Annotated in this window: 21 protein-coding genes; 14 read left to right on the top strand and 7 right to left on the bottom strand. The window is 67.9% G+C overall.

Annotated features, from left to right (window positions below):
- Positions 1–7: 7 nt before the first annotated feature.
- From AT701_RS28655 to AT701_RS28635, 5 genes are read left to right on the top strand one after another with little or no spacing between them, the layout of a single operon-like run.
- On the top strand, positions 8–1,477 hold the full coding sequence (locus tag AT701_RS28655; RefSeq protein WP_058127057.1) for an aldehyde dehydrogenase: 1,470 nt from the start codon (positions 8–10) through the stop codon (positions 1,475–1,477).
- An 11-nt stretch (positions 1,478–1,488) separates the two neighbouring features.
- On the top strand, positions 1,489–2,253 hold the full coding sequence (locus AT701_RS28650; RefSeq protein WP_003897259.1) for an SDR family oxidoreductase: 765 nt from the start codon (positions 1,489–1,491) through the stop codon (positions 2,251–2,253).
- Positions 2,250–3,104, top strand: coding sequence for an NAD(P)-dependent oxidoreductase (locus AT701_RS28645; RefSeq protein WP_011730850.1), 855 nt, complete (start codon positions 2,250–2,252; stop codon positions 3,102–3,104). The genes AT701_RS28650 and AT701_RS28645 overlap by 4 nt, the downstream gene beginning before the upstream one ends.
- A gap of 2 nt (positions 3,105–3,106) precedes the next feature.
- Positions 3,107–3,562 (top strand): carboxymuconolactone decarboxylase family protein, encoded by a 456-nt coding sequence (locus tag AT701_RS28640; RefSeq protein ID WP_058127056.1) that lies wholly within the window; start codon positions 3,107–3,109, stop codon positions 3,560–3,562.
- On the top strand, positions 3,552–4,778 hold the full coding sequence (locus AT701_RS28635; protein WP_058127055.1) for a hypothetical protein: 1,227 nt from the start codon (positions 3,552–3,554) through the stop codon (positions 4,776–4,778). Before AT701_RS28640 ends, AT701_RS28635 begins: the two co-directional genes overlap by 11 nt.
- Positions 4,779–4,838: 60 nt before the next feature.
- Here the strand turns inward: AT701_RS28635 and AT701_RS28630 are convergent, their stop codons facing one another.
- Together AT701_RS28630 and AT701_RS28625 are read right to left on the bottom strand one after the other, a co-directional pair.
- Positions 4,839–5,462 (bottom strand): TetR/AcrR family transcriptional regulator, encoded by a 624-nt coding sequence (locus AT701_RS28630; RefSeq protein ID WP_058127054.1) that lies wholly within the window; start codon positions 5,460–5,462, stop codon positions 4,839–4,841.
- 27 nt (positions 5,463–5,489) lie between these two features.
- Positions 5,490–6,716, bottom strand: coding sequence for a cytochrome P450 (locus tag AT701_RS28625; RefSeq protein ID WP_058127053.1), 1,227 nt, complete (start codon positions 6,714–6,716; stop codon positions 5,490–5,492).
- Between the two features lie 107 nt (positions 6,717–6,823).
- Here AT701_RS28625 and purD point away from each other — a divergent pair, with 107 nt between their 5' ends.
- A complete protein-coding gene (purD, locus tag AT701_RS28620) occupies positions 6,824–8,092 on the top strand; it encodes a phosphoribosylamine--glycine ligase (RefSeq protein WP_058127052.1) in 1,269 nt (422 codons plus the stop codon).
- Between the two features lie 5 nt (positions 8,093–8,097).
- Here the strand turns inward: purD and AT701_RS28615 are convergent, their stop codons facing one another.
- Positions 8,098–8,991 carry an alpha/beta hydrolase gene (locus AT701_RS28615; protein ID WP_011730845.1) on the bottom strand — a complete coding sequence of 298 codons (894 nt, stop codon included), beginning with the start codon at positions 8,989–8,991 and terminating at the stop codon, positions 8,098–8,100.
- Positions 8,992–9,098: 107 nt separating this feature from the next.
- Between AT701_RS28615 and AT701_RS28610 the strand changes: the two genes are divergently transcribed.
- Both AT701_RS28610 and AT701_RS28605 read left to right on the top strand, forming a co-directional pair.
- Positions 9,099–9,728: a TetR/AcrR family transcriptional regulator gene (locus AT701_RS28610; RefSeq protein WP_014878471.1), complete on the top strand. Its 630-nt coding sequence runs from the start codon at positions 9,099–9,101 to the stop codon at positions 9,726–9,728.
- A 19-nt stretch (positions 9,729–9,747) separates the two neighbouring features.
- On the top strand, positions 9,748–11,172 hold the full coding sequence (locus AT701_RS28605; RefSeq protein ID WP_003897250.1) for an APC family permease: 1,425 nt from the start codon (positions 9,748–9,750) through the stop codon (positions 11,170–11,172).
- Here AT701_RS28605 and relZ read toward each other — a convergent pair.
- Entirely contained in the window at positions 11,169–12,872 is a 1,704-nt protein-coding gene (gene relZ / locus AT701_RS28600) for a bifunctional ribonuclease/(p)ppGpp synthase (protein WP_058127051.1), read from the bottom strand. The genes AT701_RS28605 and relZ overlap by 4 nt on opposite strands.
- Before the next feature lie 39 nt (positions 12,873–12,911).
- Here relZ and purB point away from each other — a divergent pair, with 39 nt between their 5' ends.
- Genes purB through AT701_RS28580 form a run of 4 tightly spaced genes read left to right on the top strand, consistent with a single transcriptional unit; the run spans position 12,912 to position 17,035 of the window.
- Positions 12,912–14,330, top strand: coding sequence for an adenylosuccinate lyase (purB, locus tag AT701_RS28595; RefSeq protein WP_014878470.1), 1,419 nt, complete (start codon positions 12,912–12,914; stop codon positions 14,328–14,330).
- 16 nt (positions 14,331–14,346) lie between these two features.
- Positions 14,347–15,552, top strand: a complete 1,206-nt coding sequence (locus AT701_RS28590) for a cytochrome P450 (RefSeq protein ID WP_058127050.1) — start codon at positions 14,347–14,349, stop codon at positions 15,550–15,552.
- Positions 15,549–16,424, top strand: coding sequence for a tellurite resistance/C4-dicarboxylate transporter family protein (locus AT701_RS28585; RefSeq protein ID WP_459564468.1), 876 nt, complete (start codon positions 15,549–15,551; stop codon positions 16,422–16,424). Before AT701_RS28590 ends, AT701_RS28585 begins: the two co-directional genes overlap by 4 nt.
- A 20-nt stretch (positions 16,425–16,444) precedes the next feature.
- Positions 16,445–17,035, top strand: coding sequence for a DUF1707 SHOCT-like domain-containing protein (locus AT701_RS28580; RefSeq protein ID WP_014878469.1), 591 nt, complete (start codon positions 16,445–16,447; stop codon positions 17,033–17,035).
- Here AT701_RS28580 and AT701_RS28575 read toward each other — a convergent pair.
- Together AT701_RS28575 and AT701_RS28570 are read right to left on the bottom strand one after the other, a co-directional pair.
- Positions 16,980–17,879, bottom strand: coding sequence for a type IV toxin-antitoxin system AbiEi family antitoxin domain-containing protein (locus AT701_RS28575; protein WP_058127048.1), 900 nt, complete (start codon positions 17,877–17,879; stop codon positions 16,980–16,982). The two genes, AT701_RS28580 and AT701_RS28575, sit on opposite strands and share 56 nt — an antisense overlap.
- Positions 17,880–17,970: 91 nt before the next feature.
- On the bottom strand, positions 17,971–18,594 hold the full coding sequence (locus tag AT701_RS28570) for a hypothetical protein (RefSeq protein WP_011730838.1): 624 nt from the start codon (positions 18,592–18,594) through the stop codon (positions 17,971–17,973).
- Between the two features lie 30 nt (positions 18,595–18,624).
- Here AT701_RS28570 and AT701_RS28565 point away from each other — a divergent pair, with 30 nt between their 5' ends.
- Together AT701_RS28565 and AT701_RS28560 are read left to right on the top strand one after the other, a co-directional pair.
- Complete coding sequence (locus tag AT701_RS28565; RefSeq protein ID WP_003897243.1) at positions 18,625–19,524, top strand: phosphoribosylaminoimidazolesuccinocarboxamide synthase; 900 nt, start codon at positions 18,625–18,627, stop codon at positions 19,522–19,524.
- Positions 19,521–21,677 (top strand): S9 family peptidase, encoded by a 2,157-nt coding sequence (locus AT701_RS28560; protein ID WP_058127047.1) that lies wholly within the window; start codon positions 19,521–19,523, stop codon positions 21,675–21,677. The genes AT701_RS28565 and AT701_RS28560 overlap by 4 nt, the downstream gene beginning before the upstream one ends.
- Here the strand turns inward: AT701_RS28560 and AT701_RS28555 are convergent.
- Positions 21,603–22,052: a DoxX family protein gene (locus AT701_RS28555; protein WP_011730836.1), complete on the bottom strand. Its 450-nt coding sequence runs from the start codon at positions 22,050–22,052 to the stop codon at positions 21,603–21,605. The genes AT701_RS28560 and AT701_RS28555 overlap by 75 nt on opposite strands.
- Positions 22,053–22,093: the final 41 nt, after the last annotated feature.

Genomic DNA, 22,093 nt, shown 5'->3' with positions numbered 1-22,093 from the left:
TTCAGCGATGCCGCTACTGGCCGATCGCCAGAGTCAACTGCTCATCGACGGCAAACTCGTCGCAGGCCGGAAAGGCGTGTTCGACACCGTCAACCCGGCCACCGAGGAGGTGCTCGGTGTGGCCGCCGACGCGACGGCCGAGGACATGGGAGATGCCATCGAGGCCGCCCGCCGCGCATTCGACGACACCGACTGGTCGACCGACACCGAACTGCGCGTGCGCTGCATCCGGCAGCTGCGCGACGCGCTGCGCGAGCATGTCGAGGAGTTGCGGGACCTGACGATCGCCGAGGTCGGCGCGCCGCGCATGCTCACCTCGGGCGCCCAGTTGGAGGGGCCCATCGACGATCTCGCGTTCTCGGCCGACACCGCCGAGAACTATCCGTGGCGCACCGATCTCGGACATGCGACACCGCAGGGCATCCCCACCGACCGGGTCATCGCCCGCGAGGCCGTCGGTGTCGTCGGCGCCATCACGCCGTGGAACTTCCCGCACCAGATCAACCTGGCCAAGGTCGGCCCGGCGCTCGCGGCGGGCAACACGCTGGTCCTCAAACCGGCCCCCGACACGCCGTGGGCGGCTGCGGTGCTGGGCCAGATCATCACCGAGCACACCGATTTCCCGCCCGGCGTGATCAACATCGTCACGTCGAGCGACCACTCCGTCGGCGCCCTGTTGTCGAAAGACCCGCGCGTGGACATGGTTTCGTTCACCGGTTCCACCGCCACGGGCCGTGCGGTGATGACCGACGCCGCGCTGACCATCAAGAAGGTGTTTTTGGAACTCGGCGGCAAGTCCGCGTTCCTGGTGCTCGACGACGCCGATCTGACCGGTGCGTGCTCCATGGCGGCGTTCACCGTCGCGATGCACGCCGGGCAGGGCTGCGCGATCACGACGCGCCTGGTGGTGCCCCGCGCCCGCTACGACGAGGCCGTCGAGATCGCCGCGGGCACACTGGGTTCGATCAAGCCCGGCGATCCCACCAGCAAGCGCACGGTGTGCGGGCCGGTGATCTCGGCGCGCCAGCGTGACCGCGTGCAGTCCTACCTCGATCTCGCGATCAAGGAGGGCGGGCGGTTCGCGTGCGGCGGTGGACGTCCCGCCGACATGGACAAGGGCTTCTGGATCGAACCCACGGTGATCGCGGGCCTGGACAACAACGCCCGCGTCGCGCGCGAGGAGATCTTCGGTCCGGTGCTCACCGTGATCGCCCACGACGGCGACGACGACGCCGTGCGCATCGCCAACGATTCGCCGTACGGCTTGTCCGGCACCGTGTTCAGCGGCGACGACGCCCGCGCACAGGCCGTGGCGTCGCGCATGCGCGTCGGCACCGTCAACGTCAACGGCGGTACCTGGTACTCGGCCGACGCACCGTTCGGCGGCTACAAGCAATCCGGTGTCGGCAGGGAGATGGGCCTGGCCGGCTTCGAGGAATACACCGAGATCAAACTCATCGCCACGCTGGCTGGTTAAGGAGAACCGCAATGGGACAGTACGGCACCAACTTCGAGGACAAGGTGGCCATCGTCACCGGCGCCGGCGGTGGCATCGGCCAGGCCTACGCCGAGGCGCTCGCACGTGAGGGCGCCGCGGTGGTGGTCGCCGACATCAACCTCGAAGGCGCGCAGAAGGTCGCCGACGCGATCTTGGGTGAGGGTGGCAACGCGCTCGCGGTGCGTGTCGACGTCTCCGACATCGACTCGGCCAAGGATATGGCCGCACAGACGCTCTCGGAGTTCGGCGGTATCGACTACCTGGTGAACAACGCCGCGATCTTCGGCGGTATGAAACTCGACTTCCTGCTCACGGTCGACTGGGACTACTACAAGAAGTTCATGAGCGTGAACCTCGACGGCGCGCTGGTGTGCACACGCGCGGTGTACCGCAAGATGGCCAAGCGCGGCGGTGGCGCGATCGTCAACCAGTCCTCGACCGCGGCGTGGCTGTACTCGAACTTCTACGGCCTGGCCAAGGTCGGCATCAACGGCCTCACACAGCAGCTGTCGCGTGAGCTGGGCGGGCAGAACATCCGCATCAACGCGATCGCACCCGGACCCATCGACACCGAGGCCAACCGCACCACCACGCCCAAAGAGATGGTGGACGACATCGTCAAGGGAATCCCGTTGTCGCGCATGGGGCAACCAGAGGATCTGGTGGGCATGTGCCTGTTCTTGCTCAGCGATCAGGCCAGGTGGATCACCGGCCAGATCTTCAACGTCGACGGTGGCCAGGTCATCCGCTCATGAGCGGGGTGAAGCTCGGCTACATCGGTCTGGGCAACCAGGGCGCACCGATGGCGAAACGTCTGGCCGACTGGCCGGGCGGGCTCACGGTGTTCGACGTGCGGGCCGAGGCGATGGCGCCGTTGGTGGAACTGGGCGCGGAAGCCGCGGACAGCGTCGCCGCAGTGGCGACAGCCGACGTCATCAGCGTCACGGTGCTCAACGATGCGCAGGTCCGCGACGTGGTCGGGCAGTTGGCCGAACACGCGAAACCCGGAACGGTCGTCGCGATCCACTCGACCATCGAACCCGGTACCGCACCCGAACTCGCCGAGCAGTTGCGGCCCAAGGGCATCCACATCGTCGATGCCCCGGTCAGCGGCGGAGCGGGCGCGGCCGACAAGGGTGAGCTGGCGGTGATGGTGGGCGCCGACGACGATGCGTACGCCGCGGTCAAGCCCGTGTTCAAGAAGTGGGCGTCGCTGGTGGTGCGGGCCGGTGAACCCGGGGCGGGCACGCGCATGAAGCTGGCCAGGAACATGCTGACGTTCATCGGTTTCGCGGCATCGTGTGAGGCCATGAAACTGGCCGAGGCCGCGGGTATCGACCTGCAGAAGCTCGGTCGCGTGGTCCGGCACAGCGATGCGCAGAGCGGCGGGCCCGGCGCGATCATCGTGCGTGACGACACCAAACCGCTGACCCCCGACCACTGGCTGTACGACATGTTCGTCCACACCCGCGGGCTCGCCGAAAAGGACCTGACGCTCGCGCTCGGGCTGGGAGAGTCGGTGGGCGTGGAGCTTCCGCTGGCGCACATCGCGCTGGAACGCCTCGCCGACGGACTCGGTGTACCGCATTCGAAGGAGCAGGAGTGACGATGGACGAACTGCGCCGCAAGGGCCTCGAGAAGATGAACGAGGTCTACGGCTGGGAGATGCCCAACATCGAAGGCGACCCGTACTTCGATCTCACCGTCGACCACCTGTTCGGCACCATCTGGACCCGTGAGGGTCTGTCGATGCGTGAGAAGCGCCTGCTCACACTCGCATCCGTCACGGCCGTCGGCAATTCCGATCTCGCCGAGATCCAGGTGAACGCCGCGCTGCACAACGAGGAGTTCACGGTCGACGAACTCAAGGAGGTGGCGGTGTTCCTGACGCACTACCTCGGGTTCCCGTTGGGTTCCAAGCTCGACGGCGCGGTCAGTAAGGTCGCGCGCAACCGGAAGAAGGCCGCGGAGAAGGGGGAACGGGAGGACGCGGCCGAAAAAAGGCGAGCCAACGTCAACGCCGCGGTCAAGATGCATTCGGGAAGCAAACTCGATGACAAGTAGGTTCGCCCGGCTCACGCGCGACGAACTGGCGACCCTGGTCCCCGAGCTGCTGCTCATGGGCCAGATGATCGACCGTTCCGGGATGGCCTGGTGCATCAGCAATTTCGGCCGCGAAGAGATGGTGCAGATCGCGATCGAGGAGTGGGCGGCGTCGAGCCCCATCTACACCAAGCGCATGCAACGCGCGCTGGGCTACGAGGGCGTCGACGTCATCACGATCTTCAAGGGCATGCAGCTCGACATCGGTGCGCCGCCGCAGTTCATGGATTTCCGCTACACGGTCCACGACCGGTGGCACGGCGAATTCCACCTCGACCACTGCGGTGCGCTGCTCGACGTCGAACCCATGGGGGACGAGTACGTGCGCGGCATGTGCCACGACATCGAGGACCCCACGTTCGACGCCACGGCCCTGGCCACCAACCGCAGGTGCCGGGTGCGGCCCATCCACCGGCCTCCGCGCACCCCCGCCGACCGGCATCCGCACTGCGCGTGGACCGTCACCATCGACGAGTCCTTCCCGGAGGTCGACTTCATCCCGGCGCTCGACGTGATCGGCCGCACCCGCGCCGCGCAACTTGAACTCGACCCGATCGATCCCGACGATGAGGGGCAGGCCGACTATTCGGGCCCGCTCGTATCGGATCTGGACTTCTCGGCGTTCTCACACTCGGCGCTCGTGCGCATCGCCGACGAGGTGTGCCTGCAGATGCACCTGCTGAACCTGTCGTTCGCGCTCGCCGTCGGTGCGCGTGCCGGCGCCGACACCGCGCTGGCCACCGAGATCTGCACCAAACAGCTCATCGGTGTGGCCGGGCTCGGGGCCGAGAGGATCCACCGCGCACTGGATCTGCCCGGCGGCATCGAGGGCGCGGTACGCGTGCTCGAGCTGCATCCGATGTTCAACCCGGCCGCCTATGTGAGCGCGGAGTTCGGGCCGGACACCGTGTCGGTCCAGCGGTCCGCGGCACACGAGGACCGCGCGTGGATCGCGCTGACCGGGCCCGCCGAGACCCGGCCGCTGCAGGCCGTCGTCGCCGCCGTCGATCCTCACCTCGACGTAGAGGTTGTCGGCACCGACGAGCACTGGTCCGCCCGCATAGTCGAAACCGCGACGGCGGCAAAGGAGTTCGGTGAGGTTGCGGTCGCCAAGATCAGCGGCGGCGCGTCGTTCGAGTTCCAGCCGCGCAGGTCGCTGCCGCTGACCGTGGTGTGAGGGCACCGGTTCGCGAGTGTGAAGCCTCTGCGAGAAATCGACGATTTTCTCGCTGAGGATTCACACTCGCGGCGACTGTACTGACGCCTGGGCCGGCTTCACCGCGGCACCGACCCAGCGGCGCAGATAACTCCGTAGCGTCGCACCCGTGCGCGGCGGGCGGCCCGGATCGATGATGAACGACTGGATGATCCGCAGCAGGTGCTCGGCCAGTTCGTCGAGATCGTCGTCGCCGAACCCCAGGCCCGCCCAGTCGACGTCGAACTTGCGCAACATGGCGCGCGCGAAGTCGACCGCGACGTCGGAGGTGACGGATTCGGTGTGGGCGTCGGCGCGGCCGGGGGAGATGAGCAGGCCGAGGTGTTTGTCCTGCGGCACCCATTCCAGCGCCGTGGCGATCGCCTCGGTGACGGCCTCCACGGGATCGGTGATGCCGCCCAGATGAGCGGCGAGCCGGTCGAGGAAACCGCTCGCGGCGTGCACGGCCGCGGCCACCAGCAGCGCGTCGGTGCTGGGGAAATAGCGGTACACGGTCTGGCGGGTGACACCGAGCGTGCGGGCCACGTCGGCGATGCTGAAGTCGGCCCCGCGCTCGTCGATGGCCTTGCCCGCCGCGGCCAGGATGCGGGCGATCGCCTCCTCGTCGGTGGCGGGCGCCGACCCGGACCACCCGTGCGTTCGCATGCGCGAATAGTAGATCAGCCCCGCTGGTCACCCGCGGTAGGAGACCTGCAGGTCCTTGACGCCGTTGATCCACCCCGACCGGAGCCGTTGCGGTTCGCCCACTTTGGTGATGTCGGGGATCTGGTCGGCGATCTCGTCGAACATCAGCCGGATCTCCATGCGGGCCAGGTTGGCGCCGATGCAGTAGTGCGCGCCGTTGCCGCCGAAGCCCAGATGCGGGTTGGGGTCGCGCAGGATGTCGAAGCGGAACGGGTCGTCGAACACGTCCTCGTCGTAGTTGGCCGAACTGTAGAACAGCCCGGCGCGCTGACCCGCCTTGATCGGTACGCCGCCGATCTCGGTGTCGACGACGGCCGTGCGCTGGAAACAGTGCACGGGCGTGGCCCACCGGACGATCTCGTCGACCGCCGTGATCGGGCGCTCACGCTTGAAAAGCTCCCACTGGTCCGGGTTTTCGAAGAACGCGTTCATGCCGTGTGTGATGGCGTTGCGCGTGGTCTCGTTACCCGCGACGGCCAACAGGATCACGAAGAACGCGAACTCCACTTCCCCGAGCGACTCACCGCTGACGTCGGCCTGCACCAGGCGCGTCACGATGTCGTCGGCCGGGCACCGTCTGCGCTCCTCGGCCATGGTGTACGCGTAGCCCATCAATTCGGCGTTGGCCACGGTGGGGTCGGAGTCGAAATCCGGGTCGTCGGTGTTGATGATCGCGTTGGACCAGGCGAAGATCTTCTCGCGGTCCGCCTCGGGCACGCCGATCAGGTCGGCGATCGCCAGCAGCGGGAGCTTCATCGCGATGTCCTCGACGAAATTGCCACTGCCCTCGGCCTTGGCCTCGGCGACGATGTCGTGTGCGGCGACCGCGAGTTTCTCCTCCAGCGCGGCCACCGAGCGTGGCGTGAACAACCGCGACACGAGCTTGCGCAGCCGCGTGTGCTCTGGTGCGTCGTGGTTGATGAGCAACGCCTTCGTGAGGTCGAGCTGCTCGGCGGTCACGCCGTCGGGCAGGCGCATGACCGCGCCTTTCGCGTTGGTGGACCACACTTCTCCGCCGTCACGCGAGATGGTCTTGATGTCCTCGTGGCGGCTGATCACCCAGTAGCCGCCGTCGTCGAATATCGACTCGCCCTGCTGGTTCCACCACACCGGCGCGGTCTTGCGCAGCACGGCGAATTCCTCGACCGGGATACCGCGGAACAGGACGTCCGGATCGGTGAAGTCGTACCCGTTGCCGAACTGGCAGGTGTTCATGGTCGTCAAGCCGGATCATCCCCTCGTGTGACGTCGAACACGCTTCTTCAGACCATACATCAAAGCGCGAAGTGTATGCCCGGATCTTGGGGCTAGTCTTGAGGATCGTGCGCGTCCTCGTAATCGGATCCGGTGCCCGTGAACATGCCCTGCTCCTGGCTCTGCGAAGAGACCCCGAAGTCGAGGGGCTGGCCGTGGCTCCCGGCAACGCGGGGACCTCGTCGATCGCCGACCAGTACGACGTCGACGTCACCTCCGGTGAGGCCGTGGTCAAGCTCGCGCAACGCATCGGCGCCGACCTGGTCGTGATCGGCCCCGAGGTGCCCCTGGTCCTCGGTGTCGCCGACGCCGTCCGCGAAGCCGGCATCGCCTGCTTCGGCCCCACCAAGGACGCCGCACGCATCGAGGGTTCCAAGGCATTCGCCAAGGACGTCATGTCCGCCGCCGGGGTGCGCACCGCGACCTCCGAGGTCGTCGACAACCCGGGTCATCTGGACGCCGCGCTGGACCGGTTCGGTCCGCCCGCCGGGCAGGCCGCCTGGGTGGTCAAGGACGACGGGCTGGCCGCGGGCAAGGGTGTGGTGGTCACCGCCGACCGCGACGCGGCCCGCGCGCACGCGGCGAGCCTGCTCGACTCGGGACATCCCGTGCTCCTCGAGTCGTTCCTCGACGGTCCCGAGGTCTCGCTGTTCTGTGTGGTCGACGGCGAGACGGTGGTGCCGCTGCTGCCCGCACAGGATTTCAAGCGCGTCGGCGACAACGACTCCGGACCCAACACGGGCGGCATGGGCGCCTACGCGCCGCTGCCCTGGCTGCCCGATTCGGTGACCACGCAGATCGTCGACGATATCGTCAAACCCGTTGCGGCAGAACTCGTCAGGCGTGGCAGCTCGTTCTCGGGCCTGCTCTATGCCGGCCTCGCGATCACGTCCAACGGGCCCGCGGTCGTCGAATTCAACTGCCGTTTCGGCGATCCCGAGACGCAGGCCGTGCTCGCGCTGCTCGAATCCCCGCTGGGGCAGTTGCTGCGCGCGGCCGCGACCGGTGAACTCGCGTCGTTCGGCGAACTGCAGTGGCACGACGGATATGCCGTCACGATCGTCGTCGCCGCCGAGAACTACCCGGGACGTCCCCGTGTGGGTGACCCGATCCACGGTGCCGACGCCGACGGTGTGCTGCACGCGGGCACCGCGCGCCGCGACGACGGCGCGGTGGTCTCATCGGGCGGGCGCGTGCTCTCGGTCGTCGGCACGGGCGCCGACCTGTCCGCCGCACGCGAGGCCGCCTACGGGTTGGCCAAGTCGATCCGATTGCCGGGCAGCCACTTCCGCTCCGACATCGGCCTGGCAGCCGCCGAGGGCCGGATCTCCGTCTGACGTCGCTAGGCAACCAGCAGCGGGGCCATCCAGGTCAGCTCGCCGGGTAACTGTGCGCTCCAGAACTCGCCGTTGTGGCCGCCGGGTGAGAACCCGCCCGCGGGCGCGTTCGGCAGTTGCGCGATGAACTGCCGGGTCGCCGCGTAGAAGGGATCGCTGGTGCCGCAATCGATCCGGAGCGGGATCGACGCCAGCGCGGGTTGCCCCCACACGCTGTTCGCGTTGTAGTCCTCGGCGTTGTCGAACGCCCCTGGCGCCGCCGCGCCCGGCGAGGTCCACAGCGCCGGGCTCACCGCGCAGATCGCCGCGGTGCGCGCCGGGCCCAGGCGTGAGCCGAGCAGCAACGCGCCGTACCCGCCCATCGACCAGCCGAGGAAGCCCACCCGCGACGTGTCGAGACCTTGCTCGCCGAGCATCGGGATCAACTCGTCGAGCACCATGGCGCCGGAATCCTCGCCGGATGCGCGCTTGTGCCAATAGCTCCCGCCACCGTCGACGGCGACGACAGCGAACGGGGGCAGGCCCGCGGCGACGGCTTCGGCGAGACCCTGCTCGACGCCGCCCGCCATCACGCCCGCGGCGTCCTGTCCCTTGCCGTGCAGTGCGATGACCGGTCGCAGCGGCGCGGTCTGTCCTGGTGGCCGCGCGATGGCCCAGTTGGTGGCGACGCCGCCGCGCGCCGCGGACACGAACGAACCCGTCACGTAGGTGGGTGCTGCCGTGGCAGGAGGTTCCAAGGGGACAGGTGGTGCCTGCGGTGCCGGTGGTGTTTGCGGAGCGGGCTGACCCGGCGTCGCGGTCGCGGCGACTCCGAACGCGACGGCGCCTGCCGCGCCCGCGGCCGCACCGACGCCGAGACGCAGTACGGCGCGACGGCTCAACGTTGGCATGCCGGCCATCTTGCCATCGTCGCGACGGGCAACCGACGGCGCCGTGCGACGCGCAAACCTGAGTAAAGACTGATGATTGGTCAAAAGCCCGATGTGAGTCGGGGCTTACTGGCAGCATGCTAAACGTGACGGCAGCGGTCACTCCCAAAGGCGAGCGTCGGCGGTACGCCCTCATCAGGGCGGCCGCAGAATTGCTGTGCGAGGGCGGCTTCGACGCTGTGCGCCACCGCGCGGTGGCGCGGCGGGCGGGTTTGCCGCTCGCGTCGACGACGTACTATTTCTCATCCCTCGACGACCTCATCGCCAAGGCCGTCGAGTACATCGGCATGCGTGAGGCGAACCAGCTCCGCGAAAGCGTCGCCTCGCTGTCCCGGCGGCGGCGCGGCGCCGAGTCGACCGCCGAGATCCTCGTCGACCTGTTGGTCGGGGACGAACCGGGCGCACGCGTGACCGAGGAACTCATCTCCCGTTACGAACGCTACATCGCATGCGCGCGTCAACCAGGCCTGCGCGACATCCAACGGCGCATACTGCAACAGCGCACCGACGCAGTCGTCGAGGCGGTGGAGAGATCGGGTCGCTCGGTGCGGGCCGAACTCGTCACCGCCCTGGTGTGCGCCGTCGACGGGGCCGTGGTGGCATCACTGGTGGACGAGGGGGACGGGCCGAGGGCCAGCGCCCGCGCGACGCTGATCGACGTGATCGACGTGCTCGCCCCCGTCGACGACAGGGCGGTGCGGGTCTGACGGGAGTGGAGGAGGGGGAATGACGAATCCCGAAATGGTCGAAGAGCAGCCGCAATTGCGGCGGGTCATGGGCCCCGGCCTCTTGTTGTTGTTCGTCGTCGGAGACATCCTCGGCACCGGCGTCTACGCCCTCACCGGTCAGGTCGCCAAAGAGGTCGGCGGTGCGGCCTGGCTCCCCTTCCTGGTGGCGTTTCTCGTCGCGACGGTGACCGCGTTCAGCTATCTGGAGCTGGTGACCAAGTACCCGCAGGCCGCGGGCGCTGCGCTCTACGCGCACAAGGCTTTCGGCATCCACTTCGTCACGTTCCTGGTGGCGTTCATCGTGATGTGTTCCGGAATCACGTCGGCCTCAACGGCTTCGCGGTTCTTCGCGGCCAACTTCTTCACGGGCCTGCACCTCGACTGGGGTAAGGCCGGAGTGGTGGTGCTGGCACTGCTGTTCATGGCGTTGATCGCCGCGGTCAACTTCCGCGGCGTCAGCGAGAGCGTCAAGCTCAACGTCTTCCTCACGTTCATCGAGATCACCGGCCTGGCGCTGGTGATCCTGGTCGGGTTGTGGGCGTTCACCGGCGGCAGCGCGGACATCGACTTCTCGCGCGTCGTCGCGTTCGACACCCCGTCCGACAAGGGCGTTTTCCTCGCGGTCTCCACCGCGACGTCGCTCGCGTTCTTCGCGATGGTCGGGTTCGAGGACTCGGTCAACATGGCCGAGGAGACCAAGGATCCCGTGCGGATCTTCCCCAAGATGCTGCTGACGGGTCTGGGCATCGCGGGCCTGGTGTACGTCGTGGTGTCGATCGTCGCGGTGGCACTGGTGCCCGTCGGAGTCCTGGCCGGCAGCGAGACCCCGCTCGTCGAGGTGGTCAAGGCCGGCGCACCCGGACTGCCGATCGAGACCATCCTGCCGTTCATCTCGATGTTCGCGGTGTCGAACACCGCGCTCATCAACATGCTCATGGCGAGCCGCCTGATCTACGGCATGGCGCGGCAGCGCGTGCTTCCGCCCGTGCTGGGGAGCGTGCATCCGCGCCGGCTCACCCCATGGGTGGCGATCCTGTTCACGACGCTGATCGCGTTCGGCCTGATCTTCTACGTGTCGGCGTTCGCCAACAGCAGCGCCATCGCGGTGCTGGGCGGCACGACGTCGCTGCTGCTGCTCGCGGTGTTCGCGGTGGTCAACATCGCGGTGCTGGTGCTGCGTCGTGACCTGCGGGAGAAGGGCACGCACTTCAAGACCCCGACGGTGCTGCCCGTCATCGGGTTCATCGCGTCGACCTACCTGGTGCTGCCGTTCTCAGGACGCCCGGCGCAGCAGTACATCCTGGCGGGCATCCTGATCGCGATCGGAATCGTGCTGTTCGGGATCACGACGATCATCAACCGCAGGCTCGGCATCAGCAGCAAGGCCCAGATCGACCCGACGCATCTGACCGACGCACCCTAGGCCTGCAGCTTCTCGAACCGGTTGCGCAACAAGGCAACCCGATGCGCGTTGCCCTGCAGGTCGAGGTAGCGGTCGCCGAAGACTGCAAGCAGCGCGTCATCGAGGCGGCGCACCGCACCCGGCGGGTAGCGGTAGTCCATCAGCCGGTTGATCTCGTCGGTGTCGACCGAGTCCAGCACGGCCGTCAGCGCGTCCAGCGAGGTGATGCCGAGCTCGAGCAGCAGACCCGAGATCCAGCCGTAGTGGTCGGTGCGCGACCAGCCGGCATCGTCGAACCGGTTGCCCAGGTACGTCGCGAGCACCGGACTGGGGATACGCGAGTCCGGTGAGAACTCGGTCTCCTCCTCGGTCATGGTGGTGCGCAACCGGTTCCGGATCTCGGAGAACTCCCGGTCGGCCAGCTCCAGCAGACCCGCGGCCAGCGTGAACCGGCGATCCAGTTCGGTGACGTGCGCGGCCGGGATGGAACCCTTGTAGCGCACGTCGTGCTCGAACTCGGCCCACGCGTGCTGCAGCACCGTGCGCACCTGGATCGACGCGGGCTGCTGTTCGCCCTCCATGCCGACCAGCAGGTGCCTGCTGGCGTAACCCCAGCGACCCTCACGCGCGGTCTCGGCGCCCATGTCCCGGTCGTCGAGCAGACGCATCTCGTCGGCCAGCAGATTGGCCACCGCGTCGACGTCCTCACGTAGATATGTGATGACCCGCAGCCCCACCTGATCGGTGATCTCCACGAGCGGGTCGGTGTACAGCGGCTCACCGCCCGCGGTGCGCACGGCCTTCTCCGCGAACGACTCGACGGTCTTGGTGCGCGAGGTGATGCTCAGGTAGTTGATGCCCGCGTCGTCGAGCAGACCCGTCACGAGGTCGTGATAGCGCGCCGTGGCATGGACCAGCGCCGGGCGCCGGGCCGCGTACTCGGCGACCGCGGGAGGCAGCGCCGAGTGCGGCATCAGATCCTGCGGCAGCGTCGGGGTCAGGATGTACCCGGTCTCGGTGTCGCCGTAGATCGTGATGTCGTCGGGCCTGCGGGCGGCGTACAGCGCGATGTACGCGCACAACACCGCGTCCACGGGATCCTCGGCGCGGCGCAGCTCACTCTTGGTCGAGGCGCCCTCCACCGCGGAGTACAGCTGCCGCCACTGTTCGCTGGCCGACACGTCGAGCGGGACGTCGGCGTGGCGCAGGCCCGCGATCAGCTCCATCAGCCGCAACAGCTCCGAGCGCAGCTGTTCGAAGCTGCGGCCCGGCTTGGCCTTGTACTTCAGCGTCCGGCCCAGCCGGAACAGCGCGACCGACGCGGCGTGCGGATAGACCTCGAGCGCACGGCGCGGCCGCTCCGAGCGTGGGTCAAGATCGAGGTCGAGCGCCTCGGCCAGCCGCGCGCCGCGCGGGGTGCCCGCGAACTCGGGCTTACCGGTGTTCGACGGGTGCGCACCGGCCTCGAACGGCCGGAAGTCCCTGTTCAACGCGGCCTCGGCGGGGCGGTTGCCGGTCGGGTTGGTGACGATCAGCGGGGCGTCGATACCGGCCACACACTCGGCGCCGGTGAACGGCGCGAGTGCGGCGATGATGCTGTCGTCGTCCGTGGCCGCCGACAGGTGGACCAGCCTGCCGTCGGTGTCGACGACCGCGACGCCCGTGGGCTTGCGTTCTCCCCAGGCGAGGTCGATGCCCACGAAGTACGGGGGGTGGTGCATGTCTCCAGCCTGCCTTATCAACGCCTAAGCTGTGTGTTCGTGACGATTCCGAATGTTCTGGCCAACCGCTACGCAAGCGACGAGATGGTTGCCATCTGGTCGCCGGAAGCCAAGATCATCGCGGAACGGCGGTTGTGGCTGGCCGTTCTGCGTGCCCAGGCCGAACTGGGGGTGGCCGTGCCAGACGGCGTCGTCGAGGACTATGAGCGGGTGCTGGAGAACGTCGACCTGGAGTCGATCGCCGCGCGTGAACGCGTCACCCGCCACGACGTCAAGGCGCGCATCGAGGAGTTCAACGCGCTGGCCGGGCACGAGCACGTGCACAAGGGCATGACGAGCCGCGACCTCACCGAGAACGTCGAGCAACTGCAGATCCGCCAGTCGCTCGAGCTGGTGTTCTCCCACGGCGTCGCCGTGGTGGCCCGCCTGGCCGAGCGCGCCGTCGTCTACCGCGACCTCGTGATGGCAGGCCGCAGCCACAACGTCGCGGCCCAGGCCACGACGCTGGGCAAGCGATTCGCGTCGGCCGCCGAGGAAACCCTGGTGGCGTTGACCCGGCTGCGCGAGCTGATCGACCGCTACCCACTGCGCGGCGTCAAGGGCCCCATGGGCACCGCGCAGGACATGCTCGACCTGTTCGGCGGCGACGTGGGCAAACTCGCCGACCTTGAGCGCCGCGTCGCCGAATTCCTCGGGTTCACCGAGGTTTTCACCAGTGTCGGCCAGGTCTACCCGCGTTCGCTCGATCACGACGTGCTCTCGGCGCTGGTGCAGTTCGGCGCAGGCCCGTCGTCGATGGCACACACCATCCGCCTGATGGCGGGCCACGAACTGGTCACCGAGGGCTTCGCGCCCGGGCAGGTGGGGTCGTCGGCCATGCCGCACAAGATGAACACCCGCTCATGTGAGCGCGTCAACGGGTTGCAGGTGGTCCTGCGCGGATACGCGTCGATGGCCGCCGAACTCGCCGGTGCGCAGTGGAACGAGGGCGACGTGTTCTGCTCGGTGGTGCGCCGCGTCGCACTGCCCGACGCGTTCTTCGCGATCGACGGGCAGACCGAGACGTTCCTGACGGTGCTCGACGAGTTCGGTGCCTACCCGGCGGTCATCCAGCGCGAACTCGACCGCTACCTGCCGTTTTTGGCCACCACCCGCATCCTCATGGCCGCGGTGCGCGCGGGTGTCGGACGCGAGGCCGCCCACGAGGTCATCAAGGAACACGCCGTCGCGGTGGCGCTCGCGATGCGCGAGCAGGGCAGGGAACCCGACCTCATCGACCGCCTGGCGGGCGATCCGCGCCTGCCGCTGGACAAGGTGGCCCTTGAGGCCGCGCTGGAGGACAAGCAGGCTTTCACGGGCGCGGCAGGCGATCAGGTGGACGGTGTCGTCGCAGCCGTCGGTGAACTGGTGAGCCGTTATCCGGAAGCGGCGAAATACACCTCGGGCGCGATCTTGTGAGCAATATTGTGATCTGATGCGGGCCGACCTCACCGACCTCGACAACTTCGCCGACGGGTTTCCTCACGCGCTGTTCGAGGCCCACCGGCGTGAGGCACCCGTGTACTGGCACGAACCCACCGAGCACACGCCGGACGGCGAGGGCTTCTGGTCGGTCGCGACGTACGCAGAAACCCTTGCCGTGCTTCGTGATCCGGTGACGTTCTCGTCGGTGACCGGCGGGTCACGGCCCTACGGCGGGACCCTGTTGCAGGACCTGGCCATCGCCGGGCAGGTGCTCAACATGATGGACGATCCGCGCCACGCCCAGATCCGGCGCCTGGTGAGCTCAGGGCTGACCCCGCGCATGATCGCGCGCGTGGAAGAGGACCTGCGGGTCCGCGCGCGGCGCCTGCTCGACGCCGTCGAACCCGGCGTGCCGCTGGACTTCCTGGTGGAGGTGGCCGCGGAACTGCCCATGCAGATGATCTGCATCCTGCTGGGAGTGCCGGAATCCGAACGTCATTGGCTGTTTCACGCGATCGAGCCGCAGTTCGACTTCTCCGGTTCCCGCACGGCCTCGGTGGGGCAGTTGACACCCGAAGAGGCCGGTAACCGCATGTACCGCTACGGCATGGAACTGATCGCCGCCAAACGAGCGGCGCCGACCGACGACATGCTGTCGGTCGTGGCGAACGCTCATGATGCCGAGTTGTCCGACCTGGAGTTGTATCTGTTCTTCAGCCTGCTGTTCAGCGCGGGTGCCGAGACCACCCGCAACGCCGTGGCAGGAGGGCTGCTCGCGCTCATCGAGCATCCGTCGCAAATGGCTTTGCTACGCGCGGATCTCGCGTTGCTGCCCACCGCGGTCGAGGAGATGGTGCGCTGGACGTCGCCGTCACCGTCGAAGCGCCGCACCGCGACACGCGATGTCGAACTGGGTGGCTGCCGGATCGCCGCGGGCGACAAGGTGCAGATCTGGGAGGGCTCGGCGAACCGGGATCCGCTGGTCTTCACCGATCCCGACGTCTTCGACATCACACGAAAACCCAATCCGCACCTGGGTTTCGGTCAGGGTGTGCACTACTGCCTGGGCGCCAACCTCGCACGCCTGGAGTTGCGGGTGCTGTTCGAGGAACTGCTGCGCCGGTTCTCGGCGGCGCGTCTGGTCAAACCCGTCGAGTGGACGCGCAGCAACCGCCATACCGGGATCCGCCACCTGGTGGTCGAGTTCGACGCGTGAAACCCAATGTGTTCGCGGTGGTCATGGCCACCGGCATCGTGTCCATCGCCGCGGCCGACCACCACCTCGGCGTGATCAGTGCCCCGCTCGCGGTGCTGGCGTTGCTCGCGCTGCCGGTGCTGATGTACCTGACCGCGGCGCGGTGGCGAACATTCGACATCGGTGACATCGACATCGTGATGTCGTTGTACACCTACGTGGCCGCGTGTGCCGTGCTCACCGCGCGGTTGCACGAATACGGGTGGAGCGTCTGGGTGTTCGGCCCGCTCGCGACGGCGGGCTGGGTGTCGCTGGCGCCGATGGTCATTCGCCGCATGCGGCGGTTGGGCCTGACCGGCATGCGTGATCGTGCCCGCGGCCTGTGGGAACTGGCCAGCGTCGCGACATCCGGGCTGGCGATCGTCTTCATGGCCGGCGGAAACCTCTTCGCGGCGATGTCTCTGTGGGTGCTGGCGATGTGCGTGTACGTGGTGATGACCGGTCTGGTCGCGTGGCGGGGCCTCGTCGAACCCGAGACGCGGCGCAACGTGCCCGCCGATCACTGGATCCTGATGGGCGCCGCGGCGATCGCGACCCTGGCCGGCGAGCACATCCACTCCACGCTGCACCCTGGCCCGATCGCCGACGCCGTGCTCGCGGTCACCGTGGTCACGCTGGGCGTCGCTTCGGTGCAGATCGTGCCGTTGGCACTCACGGGCTGGCGGCAGCTCAACAACTGGCCCGCGGTGTTCCCGCTCGGCATGTACTCCGCCGCATCGTTTGCCGTCGCGGGCGAAACCGGTTGGCATCCACTGGTTGTGGTGTCGCAGGTGTTCTTCGGTATCGCGTTTGCCGCGTGGCTGATGGCCGTGGCAACGCGGGTGCCCCGCTGAGTCACCTACCCTTGGGGAACATGGACCCGGTCTCAGGTGACAATCTGCGAGTCTCGGATGCCGAACGCACCCAGGTCAGGCACGCCCTCGAACGTGCCGTCGGGGCAGGCATGCTCACGCTCGACGAGTTCACCGAGCGCGTCGACATCGCCCTGGCCGCGCGCACCCGTGGGGAACTCAACGCCGTCCTCGCGGACCTGCCGGACCCGACGGCGCCCATGGCGCCCACGGTGCAGCGGCGACCCGAGGAACTGCGCAGCTGGATGTCGACCATCGAGCGCCGCGGGCAGTGGACCGTCGCCCCGACTCTGCGGCTCGTCACCAGGATGTGCAACACCACGCTGGATTTCACGTCCGCGGTTCTTCCCGGGCGCGTGGTGCACATCGAGATCGACGACTACTGCAGTACCACCACCCTGATCGTGCCGGGCAACGCCACGGCCGATCTCAACGGGGTTCATCCGGTCGCCGGCAACGCCACACTCAAGGTGCGCTCCAGTCCGCCGTCGGAGCATCTGCACCTCGTCGTGCGGGGCCGGGTGCGCATGGGCACGGTCACCGTGCGGCACTCGTATACGAGGTGGCTGCGGCGGCTGTCCGGGAGTCGATAGCGAAGCGGATCTCGGCGATCACACGTTGCGGGTACTCGGTGAGGTCCAGCCACGTGAACCGCAACGGCAGCCAGCCCATCAAGGTCAACTCGTTCTGCTTGATGCGGTCGTGCTGGAAGTCCGCCTGATCACTGTGGAACGCCCAGCCGTCGGCCTCGATGGCGACCTTCACCGCGGGGAACGCCACGTCCACCACGAACCGGCCCACGCGGTGATTGGCCTTCCAGCCGATGATCCGGGCATCCTTCAGCAGCTTCACCAGGAGGCGCTCGGCGGCCGAGCGGGCACCGTCGTCGGCCGCGATCAACAGCCGGCGCGCGGCGGGTGAACCATGCCTGCCCGTGTTGCGCAGGTGGACTCGCCACAGTTCACGCAGTTCGACGTGGCGTTGAAGGGCTGAGTCCATGAGCTTGGCGCCGCCACCCCGTCGCGCGGCCGCCTCCACCACGGTCAGTGGCAGCGTCGTCACCCGCAGACCGTTGCGCTCCACGACGTCGGTGGGCCACAGATCCCGGCGGCGCAGCCTGGTGCCCGGGCGGTGTTGCAGGCGACTCGAACGCGGTGCGGTCACTTCGACGATCTCGGGCGCATACTTCGTGACGCCGAGCCACCACGCGGCAGCCAACCCGCTCGCGGTCGCCTGAGGACCGTACGACCACACGCCGACACGGATACGGGCCTGATCGGTGAAGGGACGGTCCGTGGCGAAGTAGACGCCGCGCGAACAGCGAAGCCAGCGCCCCGACCGAACCCTGCGCCGCACGGAGTTCTCGCTCAGGCCTGCCTCGCGTGCCTGCGCAAGGGTGATCACGCCGTCGTGGTCACGCAGATAGTCGTCGATCACAAAGCATTGGACGGTCCCAGCCCCTCAACCGGTTCCACCCCAGCGATTTGTGGAGTTTTTCGTGCGCTCAGCGACGGAAAAACTCCACAAATCACGGGATGCGGCGCAGGCGCATGCCCGCCGAACGCAGTTCGAGGGCCGCGAGCCCGCGGATCGCGGCCTGATCCTGGCGCTGGAAGGCGCCGACCGGGTCGTCGGAGACCGCGGTGAGCTTGCTCAGCGGCCGGTTGGCCAGGGCTCGCAACGCGAGCAACTGTTCTCCCGCGGCCGTGGACGCCAGCGTGATCGCGGTCCACTTGCGCCGGAAGAATCGCACGCGCAGATACAGCCAGGGCATGGCGACGAACAGGATGGGCGCGGCGGCGACGGCCAGCGCGAGCACCCACGCGAGCCAACTCGCGGTGGAGTCGAGGTTGTGCCCGGCGCCCGCGATGTCGAGAGCCGCGTCACTGGCCGCGCGCAGCGGCTTGCTCAGCGTGTCGCCGATCAGCGGCACGTTGTCGGTGCTGTCCCCGGCTGAGCTGAGGTTTTCCGACACACCGTTGGCTCCGGTCTCCACCTGCCGCCCGACCTCGGCGATCGTCGACACCGCGGAGTGCACGGCCATGCCCACCAGCACCCATATCGCGGTCCACAGGATCACCGCCACATCGCTGAACAACTGTGCGAGCAATCGGCCCGGTCTGCTGGCATAGGGCAGGTACCGCGATCTCATGGACCCGATCCCAACACATAGGCTGGCCGAATGCGCCCTGCTCTGTCCGACTACCAACACCTGGCCAGCGGCAAAGTCCGCGAGATCTACCGCATCGACGACGAGCACCTGCTCTTTGTGGCCAGCGACCGGATTTCGGCCTATGACTACATCCTGGATTCCCAGATCCCGGACAAGGGCCGGATCCTGACCGCGATGAGCGTGTTCTTCTTCGACCACCTGCTGCGAACGGCGGGTGTGCCCAACCACCTCGCAGGCCCGCCCGACGACGAGCGCATCCCCGCCGACGTGCTGGGCCGCGCGCTCGTGGTGCGCCGCCTGGACATGCTGCCGGTCGAGTGCGTGGCGCGCGGCTATCTGACCGGCTCGGGATTGATCGATTACGAGAAGACGGGCACGGTGTGCGGCATCGCGCTGCCGCCCGGGCTGGGGGAGGCGAGCAAGTTCGACGAGCCGTTGTTCACCCCGGCCACCAAGGCCGAGATCGGCGAGCACGACGAGAACATCTCGTTCGCGAAGGTGATCGAGCTGGTGGGCGCGGAGCTGGCCAACCAGCTGCGCGACCGCACGCTGCAGACCTACACCGCCGGCGCCGACCATGCGCTGAGCAAGGGGATCATCATCGCCGACACCAAGTTCGAGTTCGGTGTCGACAGGGACGGCACCGTGGTGCTGGCCGACGAGGTGTTCACGCCCGACTCGTCGCGCTACTGGCGCGCCGACAGCTACCAGCCGGGCGTGGTGCAGAACAGCTTCGACAAGCAGTTCGTACGCAACTGGCTCACCGGCCCGGAGTCGGGCTGGGACCGCCACGGCAACACCCCGCCACCTGCGCTGCCCGACGACATCGTCGCGGCCACGCGCGAGCGGTACATCGAGGCCTACGAACGCATCTCGGGTCTCAGTTTCGACGATTGGATCGGTGCATGAGCGAGCAGCAGCCTGTGGAACCCCCGGTCGCCAAGCGGCTCAACCACCGTCGTGAGCACCACGGCGATGTGTTCATCGATCCGTACGAGTGGTTGCGCGACAAGGACGACCCCGAGGTGATCGGCTACCTGGAGGCCGAGAACGCCTACACCGCGTCCGTCACGGCGCATCTGGAGCCGTTGCGGCAGAAGATCTTCGACGAGATCAAGGCCCGCACCAAGGAGACCGATCTGTCGGTGCCGATGCGTCGCGGCCCGTGGTGGTACTACGCGCGCAGCTTCGAGGGCAAGCAGTACGCCGTGCACTGCCGGTGCCCGGTCAGCGATCCCGACGACTGGACGCCGCCGACCTTCGACGAGCACACCGAGGTTCCGGGCGAGCAGATCCTGCTCGACGAGAACGTCGAGGCCGACGGGCACGAGTACTTCGCACTGGGCGCGGCGACGGTGAGCCTGGACGGCAACACCCTGGCCTACTCGGTCGACGTCCTGGGTGACGAGCGGTACACGTTGCGGTTCAAGGATCTTCACACCGGTGAGCTGTACGACGACACGATCACCGGGATCGGTGCGGGCGGCATCTGGGCGGCCGACAACCGGACGTTCTACTACACGACCGTGGACGACGCGTGGCGCCCGGACACCGTGTGGCGCCACCGCCTTGGCGCGGGTCTGCCGGGTGAGCGGGTGTATCACGAGCCCGATGAACGGTTCTGGGTGGGCATCGGGCGCAGCCGCAGCGACAAGTACGTGTTCATCGCCGCGGGCAGTGCCGTGACGTCCGAGGTGCGCTACGGCGACGCGACCGATCCGCAGGCCGAGTTCACCTCGGTGTGGGGACGCCGCGACCTGGTGGAGTACTCCGTCGAGCACGCGGTGGTCGGTGGCGAGGATCGGTTCCTGATCCTGCACAACGACGGTGCCGAGAACTTCATGCTGGTCGACGCCCCGGTCAGCGATCCGAACGACTTCCGCACGCTCATCGCGCACCGCGACGATGTGCGCCTCGACGCGGTCGACGCGTTCGACGGTTTCCTGGTGGTGAGCTACCGCAGCGAGGCGCTGCCGAAGATCCAGCTCTGGCCGATCAACGCCGACGGCGAATACGGCCGCGCGCAGGAGATCACGTTCGCCTCCGAGCTCACCGCGGCGGGCCTGGCCGGCAACCCGAACTGGTCGACACCCAAGCTGCGTATCGCGGCGACGTCGTTCATCACCCCGGCGCGGGTGTACGACCTGGATCTGGCGACCGGCGAGCGGACCCTGCTGCGTGAGCAGCCCGTCCTGGGCGGTTACCGCCCCGAGGACTACGTGGAGCGCCGCGACTGGGCGATCGCCGAAGACGGTGCGCGTGTGCCGATCTCGATCGTGCACCGCGCCGGTGTGCAGTTCCCGGCGCCGACGCTGCTCTACGGTTACGGCGCCTACGAGTCGTGCGAGGATCCGCGATTCTCGATCGCGCGGCTGTCGCTCTTGGACCGCGGCATGGTGTTCGCGATCGCGCACGTCCGCGGCGGCGGTGAGCTGGGCCGGTCGTGGTACGAGCACGGCAAGCTGCTGGAGAAGAAGAACACCTTCACCGACTTCATCGCGGTCGCACGCCATCTCATCGACCAGGGGCTCACGCGCCCGCAGAACCTGGTGGCACTCGGCGGCAGCGCGGGTGGCCTGCTGATGGGTGCGGTGGCCAACATGGCGCCGGACCTGTTCGCAGGGATCCTGGCGCAGGTGCCGTTCGTCGACGCGCTCACCACGATCCTCGACCCGTCCCTGCCGCTGACGGTCACCGAATGGGACGAGTGGGGCAACCCGCTGGAGGACCCCGAGGTGTACCGGTACATGAAGTCGTACTCGCCGTACGAGAACGTCACGACGCAGGACTATCCGCCGATCCTGGCGATGACGTCGCTCAACGACACCCGCGTGTACTACGTCGAACCGGCGAAATGGGTTGCCGCGCTTCGTCACACCAAGACCGACAACAACCCGGTGCTGCTCAAGACCGAGATGGTGGCGGGCCACGGTGGGCTGAGCGGACGCTACGAGCGGTGGCGCGAGGCCGCGTTCCAGTACGCGTGGCTATTGGCCGCCGCCGATCGCGACCAGTACGGCAGCGGCCAGGTAGACGCCCTCTTCGGCGGTCCGGACACCTAGCTTCGACGTCATCGACTTGGGCGGATCGGGCATCCGCGCGGCGTAGACGTTGGCCGGGAACATGGCCAGCATCAACACGAACAGGCACACCGCGGCCGCGACGCGCGTCGGCGGGTACAGCAGGCCTGCCGCGCCGAGGAGTTCGAGCGCGCCGGTGACGGTGACCAGCAGTCCCGGCGCGGGCAGGCGCGGCGGCACGATCGCGATCATGTCGCGGCGCAACGGATCGACGAAGTGGGCGATCCCGGTCAGCGCGAACATCGCGGCCAGGCCGACCGCGGCCGCCGACGACCACGTGTCGACGTAGGCGACGCCGAGCAGTCCCACGATCCTGGCGATGACGGTGCCGAGCACCAGTGTCGCGAATACCGCCATGCTCCATCCAATCTTGTCAGTGGCTAGATCCTGCGATTGTG

Source organism: Mycolicibacterium smegmatis, assembly GCF_001457595.1.
GTDB lineage: Bacteria > Actinomycetota > Actinomycetes > Mycobacteriales > Mycobacteriaceae > Mycobacterium > Mycobacterium smegmatis.
Note: the sequence above shows the minus strand (reverse complement) of the source record. Positions and strands in the feature narration are given on the sequence as shown.

Coding starts and splice junctions, on each gene's coding strand:
- AT701_RS28655 (WP_058127057.1), top strand. CDS start 8: ATGCCGCTACTGGCCGATCGCCAGAGTCAACTGCTCATCGACGGCAAA.
- AT701_RS28650 (WP_003897259.1), top strand. CDS start 1,489: ATGGGACAGTACGGCACCAACTTCGAGGACAAGGTGGCCATCGTCACC.
- AT701_RS28645 (WP_011730850.1), top strand. CDS start 2,250: ATGAGCGGGGTGAAGCTCGGCTACATCGGTCTGGGCAACCAGGGCGCA.
- AT701_RS28640 (WP_058127056.1), top strand. CDS start 3,107: ATGGACGAACTGCGCCGCAAGGGCCTCGAGAAGATGAACGAGGTCTAC.
- AT701_RS28635 (WP_058127055.1), top strand. CDS start 3,552: ATGACAAGTAGGTTCGCCCGGCTCACGCGCGACGAACTGGCGACCCTG.
- AT701_RS28630 (WP_058127054.1), bottom strand. CDS start 5,462: ATGCGAACGCACGGGTGGTCCGGGTCGGCGCCCGCCACCGACGAGGAG.
- AT701_RS28625 (WP_058127053.1), bottom strand. CDS start 6,716: ATGAACACCTGCCAGTTCGGCAACGGGTACGACTTCACCGATCCGGAC.
- AT701_RS28615 (WP_011730845.1), bottom strand. CDS start 8,991: ATGGCCGGCATGCCAACGTTGAGCCGTCGCGCCGTACTGCGTCTCGGC.
- AT701_RS28610 (WP_014878471.1), top strand. CDS start 9,099: ATGCTAAACGTGACGGCAGCGGTCACTCCCAAAGGCGAGCGTCGGCGG.
- AT701_RS28605 (WP_003897250.1), top strand. CDS start 9,748: ATGACGAATCCCGAAATGGTCGAAGAGCAGCCGCAATTGCGGCGGGTC.
- relZ (WP_058127051.1), bottom strand. CDS start 12,872: ATGCACCACCCCCCGTACTTCGTGGGCATCGACCTCGCCTGGGGAGAA.
- AT701_RS28590 (WP_058127050.1), top strand. CDS start 14,347: ATGCGGGCCGACCTCACCGACCTCGACAACTTCGCCGACGGGTTTCCT.
- AT701_RS28580 (WP_014878469.1), top strand. CDS start 16,445: ATGGACCCGGTCTCAGGTGACAATCTGCGAGTCTCGGATGCCGAACGC.
- AT701_RS28570 (WP_011730838.1), bottom strand. CDS start 18,594: ATGAGATCGCGGTACCTGCCCTATGCCAGCAGACCGGGCCGATTGCTC.
- AT701_RS28565 (WP_003897243.1), top strand. CDS start 18,625: ATGCGCCCTGCTCTGTCCGACTACCAACACCTGGCCAGCGGCAAAGTC.
- AT701_RS28560 (WP_058127047.1), top strand. CDS start 19,521: ATGAGCGAGCAGCAGCCTGTGGAACCCCCGGTCGCCAAGCGGCTCAAC.
- AT701_RS28555 (WP_011730836.1), bottom strand. CDS start 22,052: ATGGCGGTATTCGCGACACTGGTGCTCGGCACCGTCATCGCCAGGATC.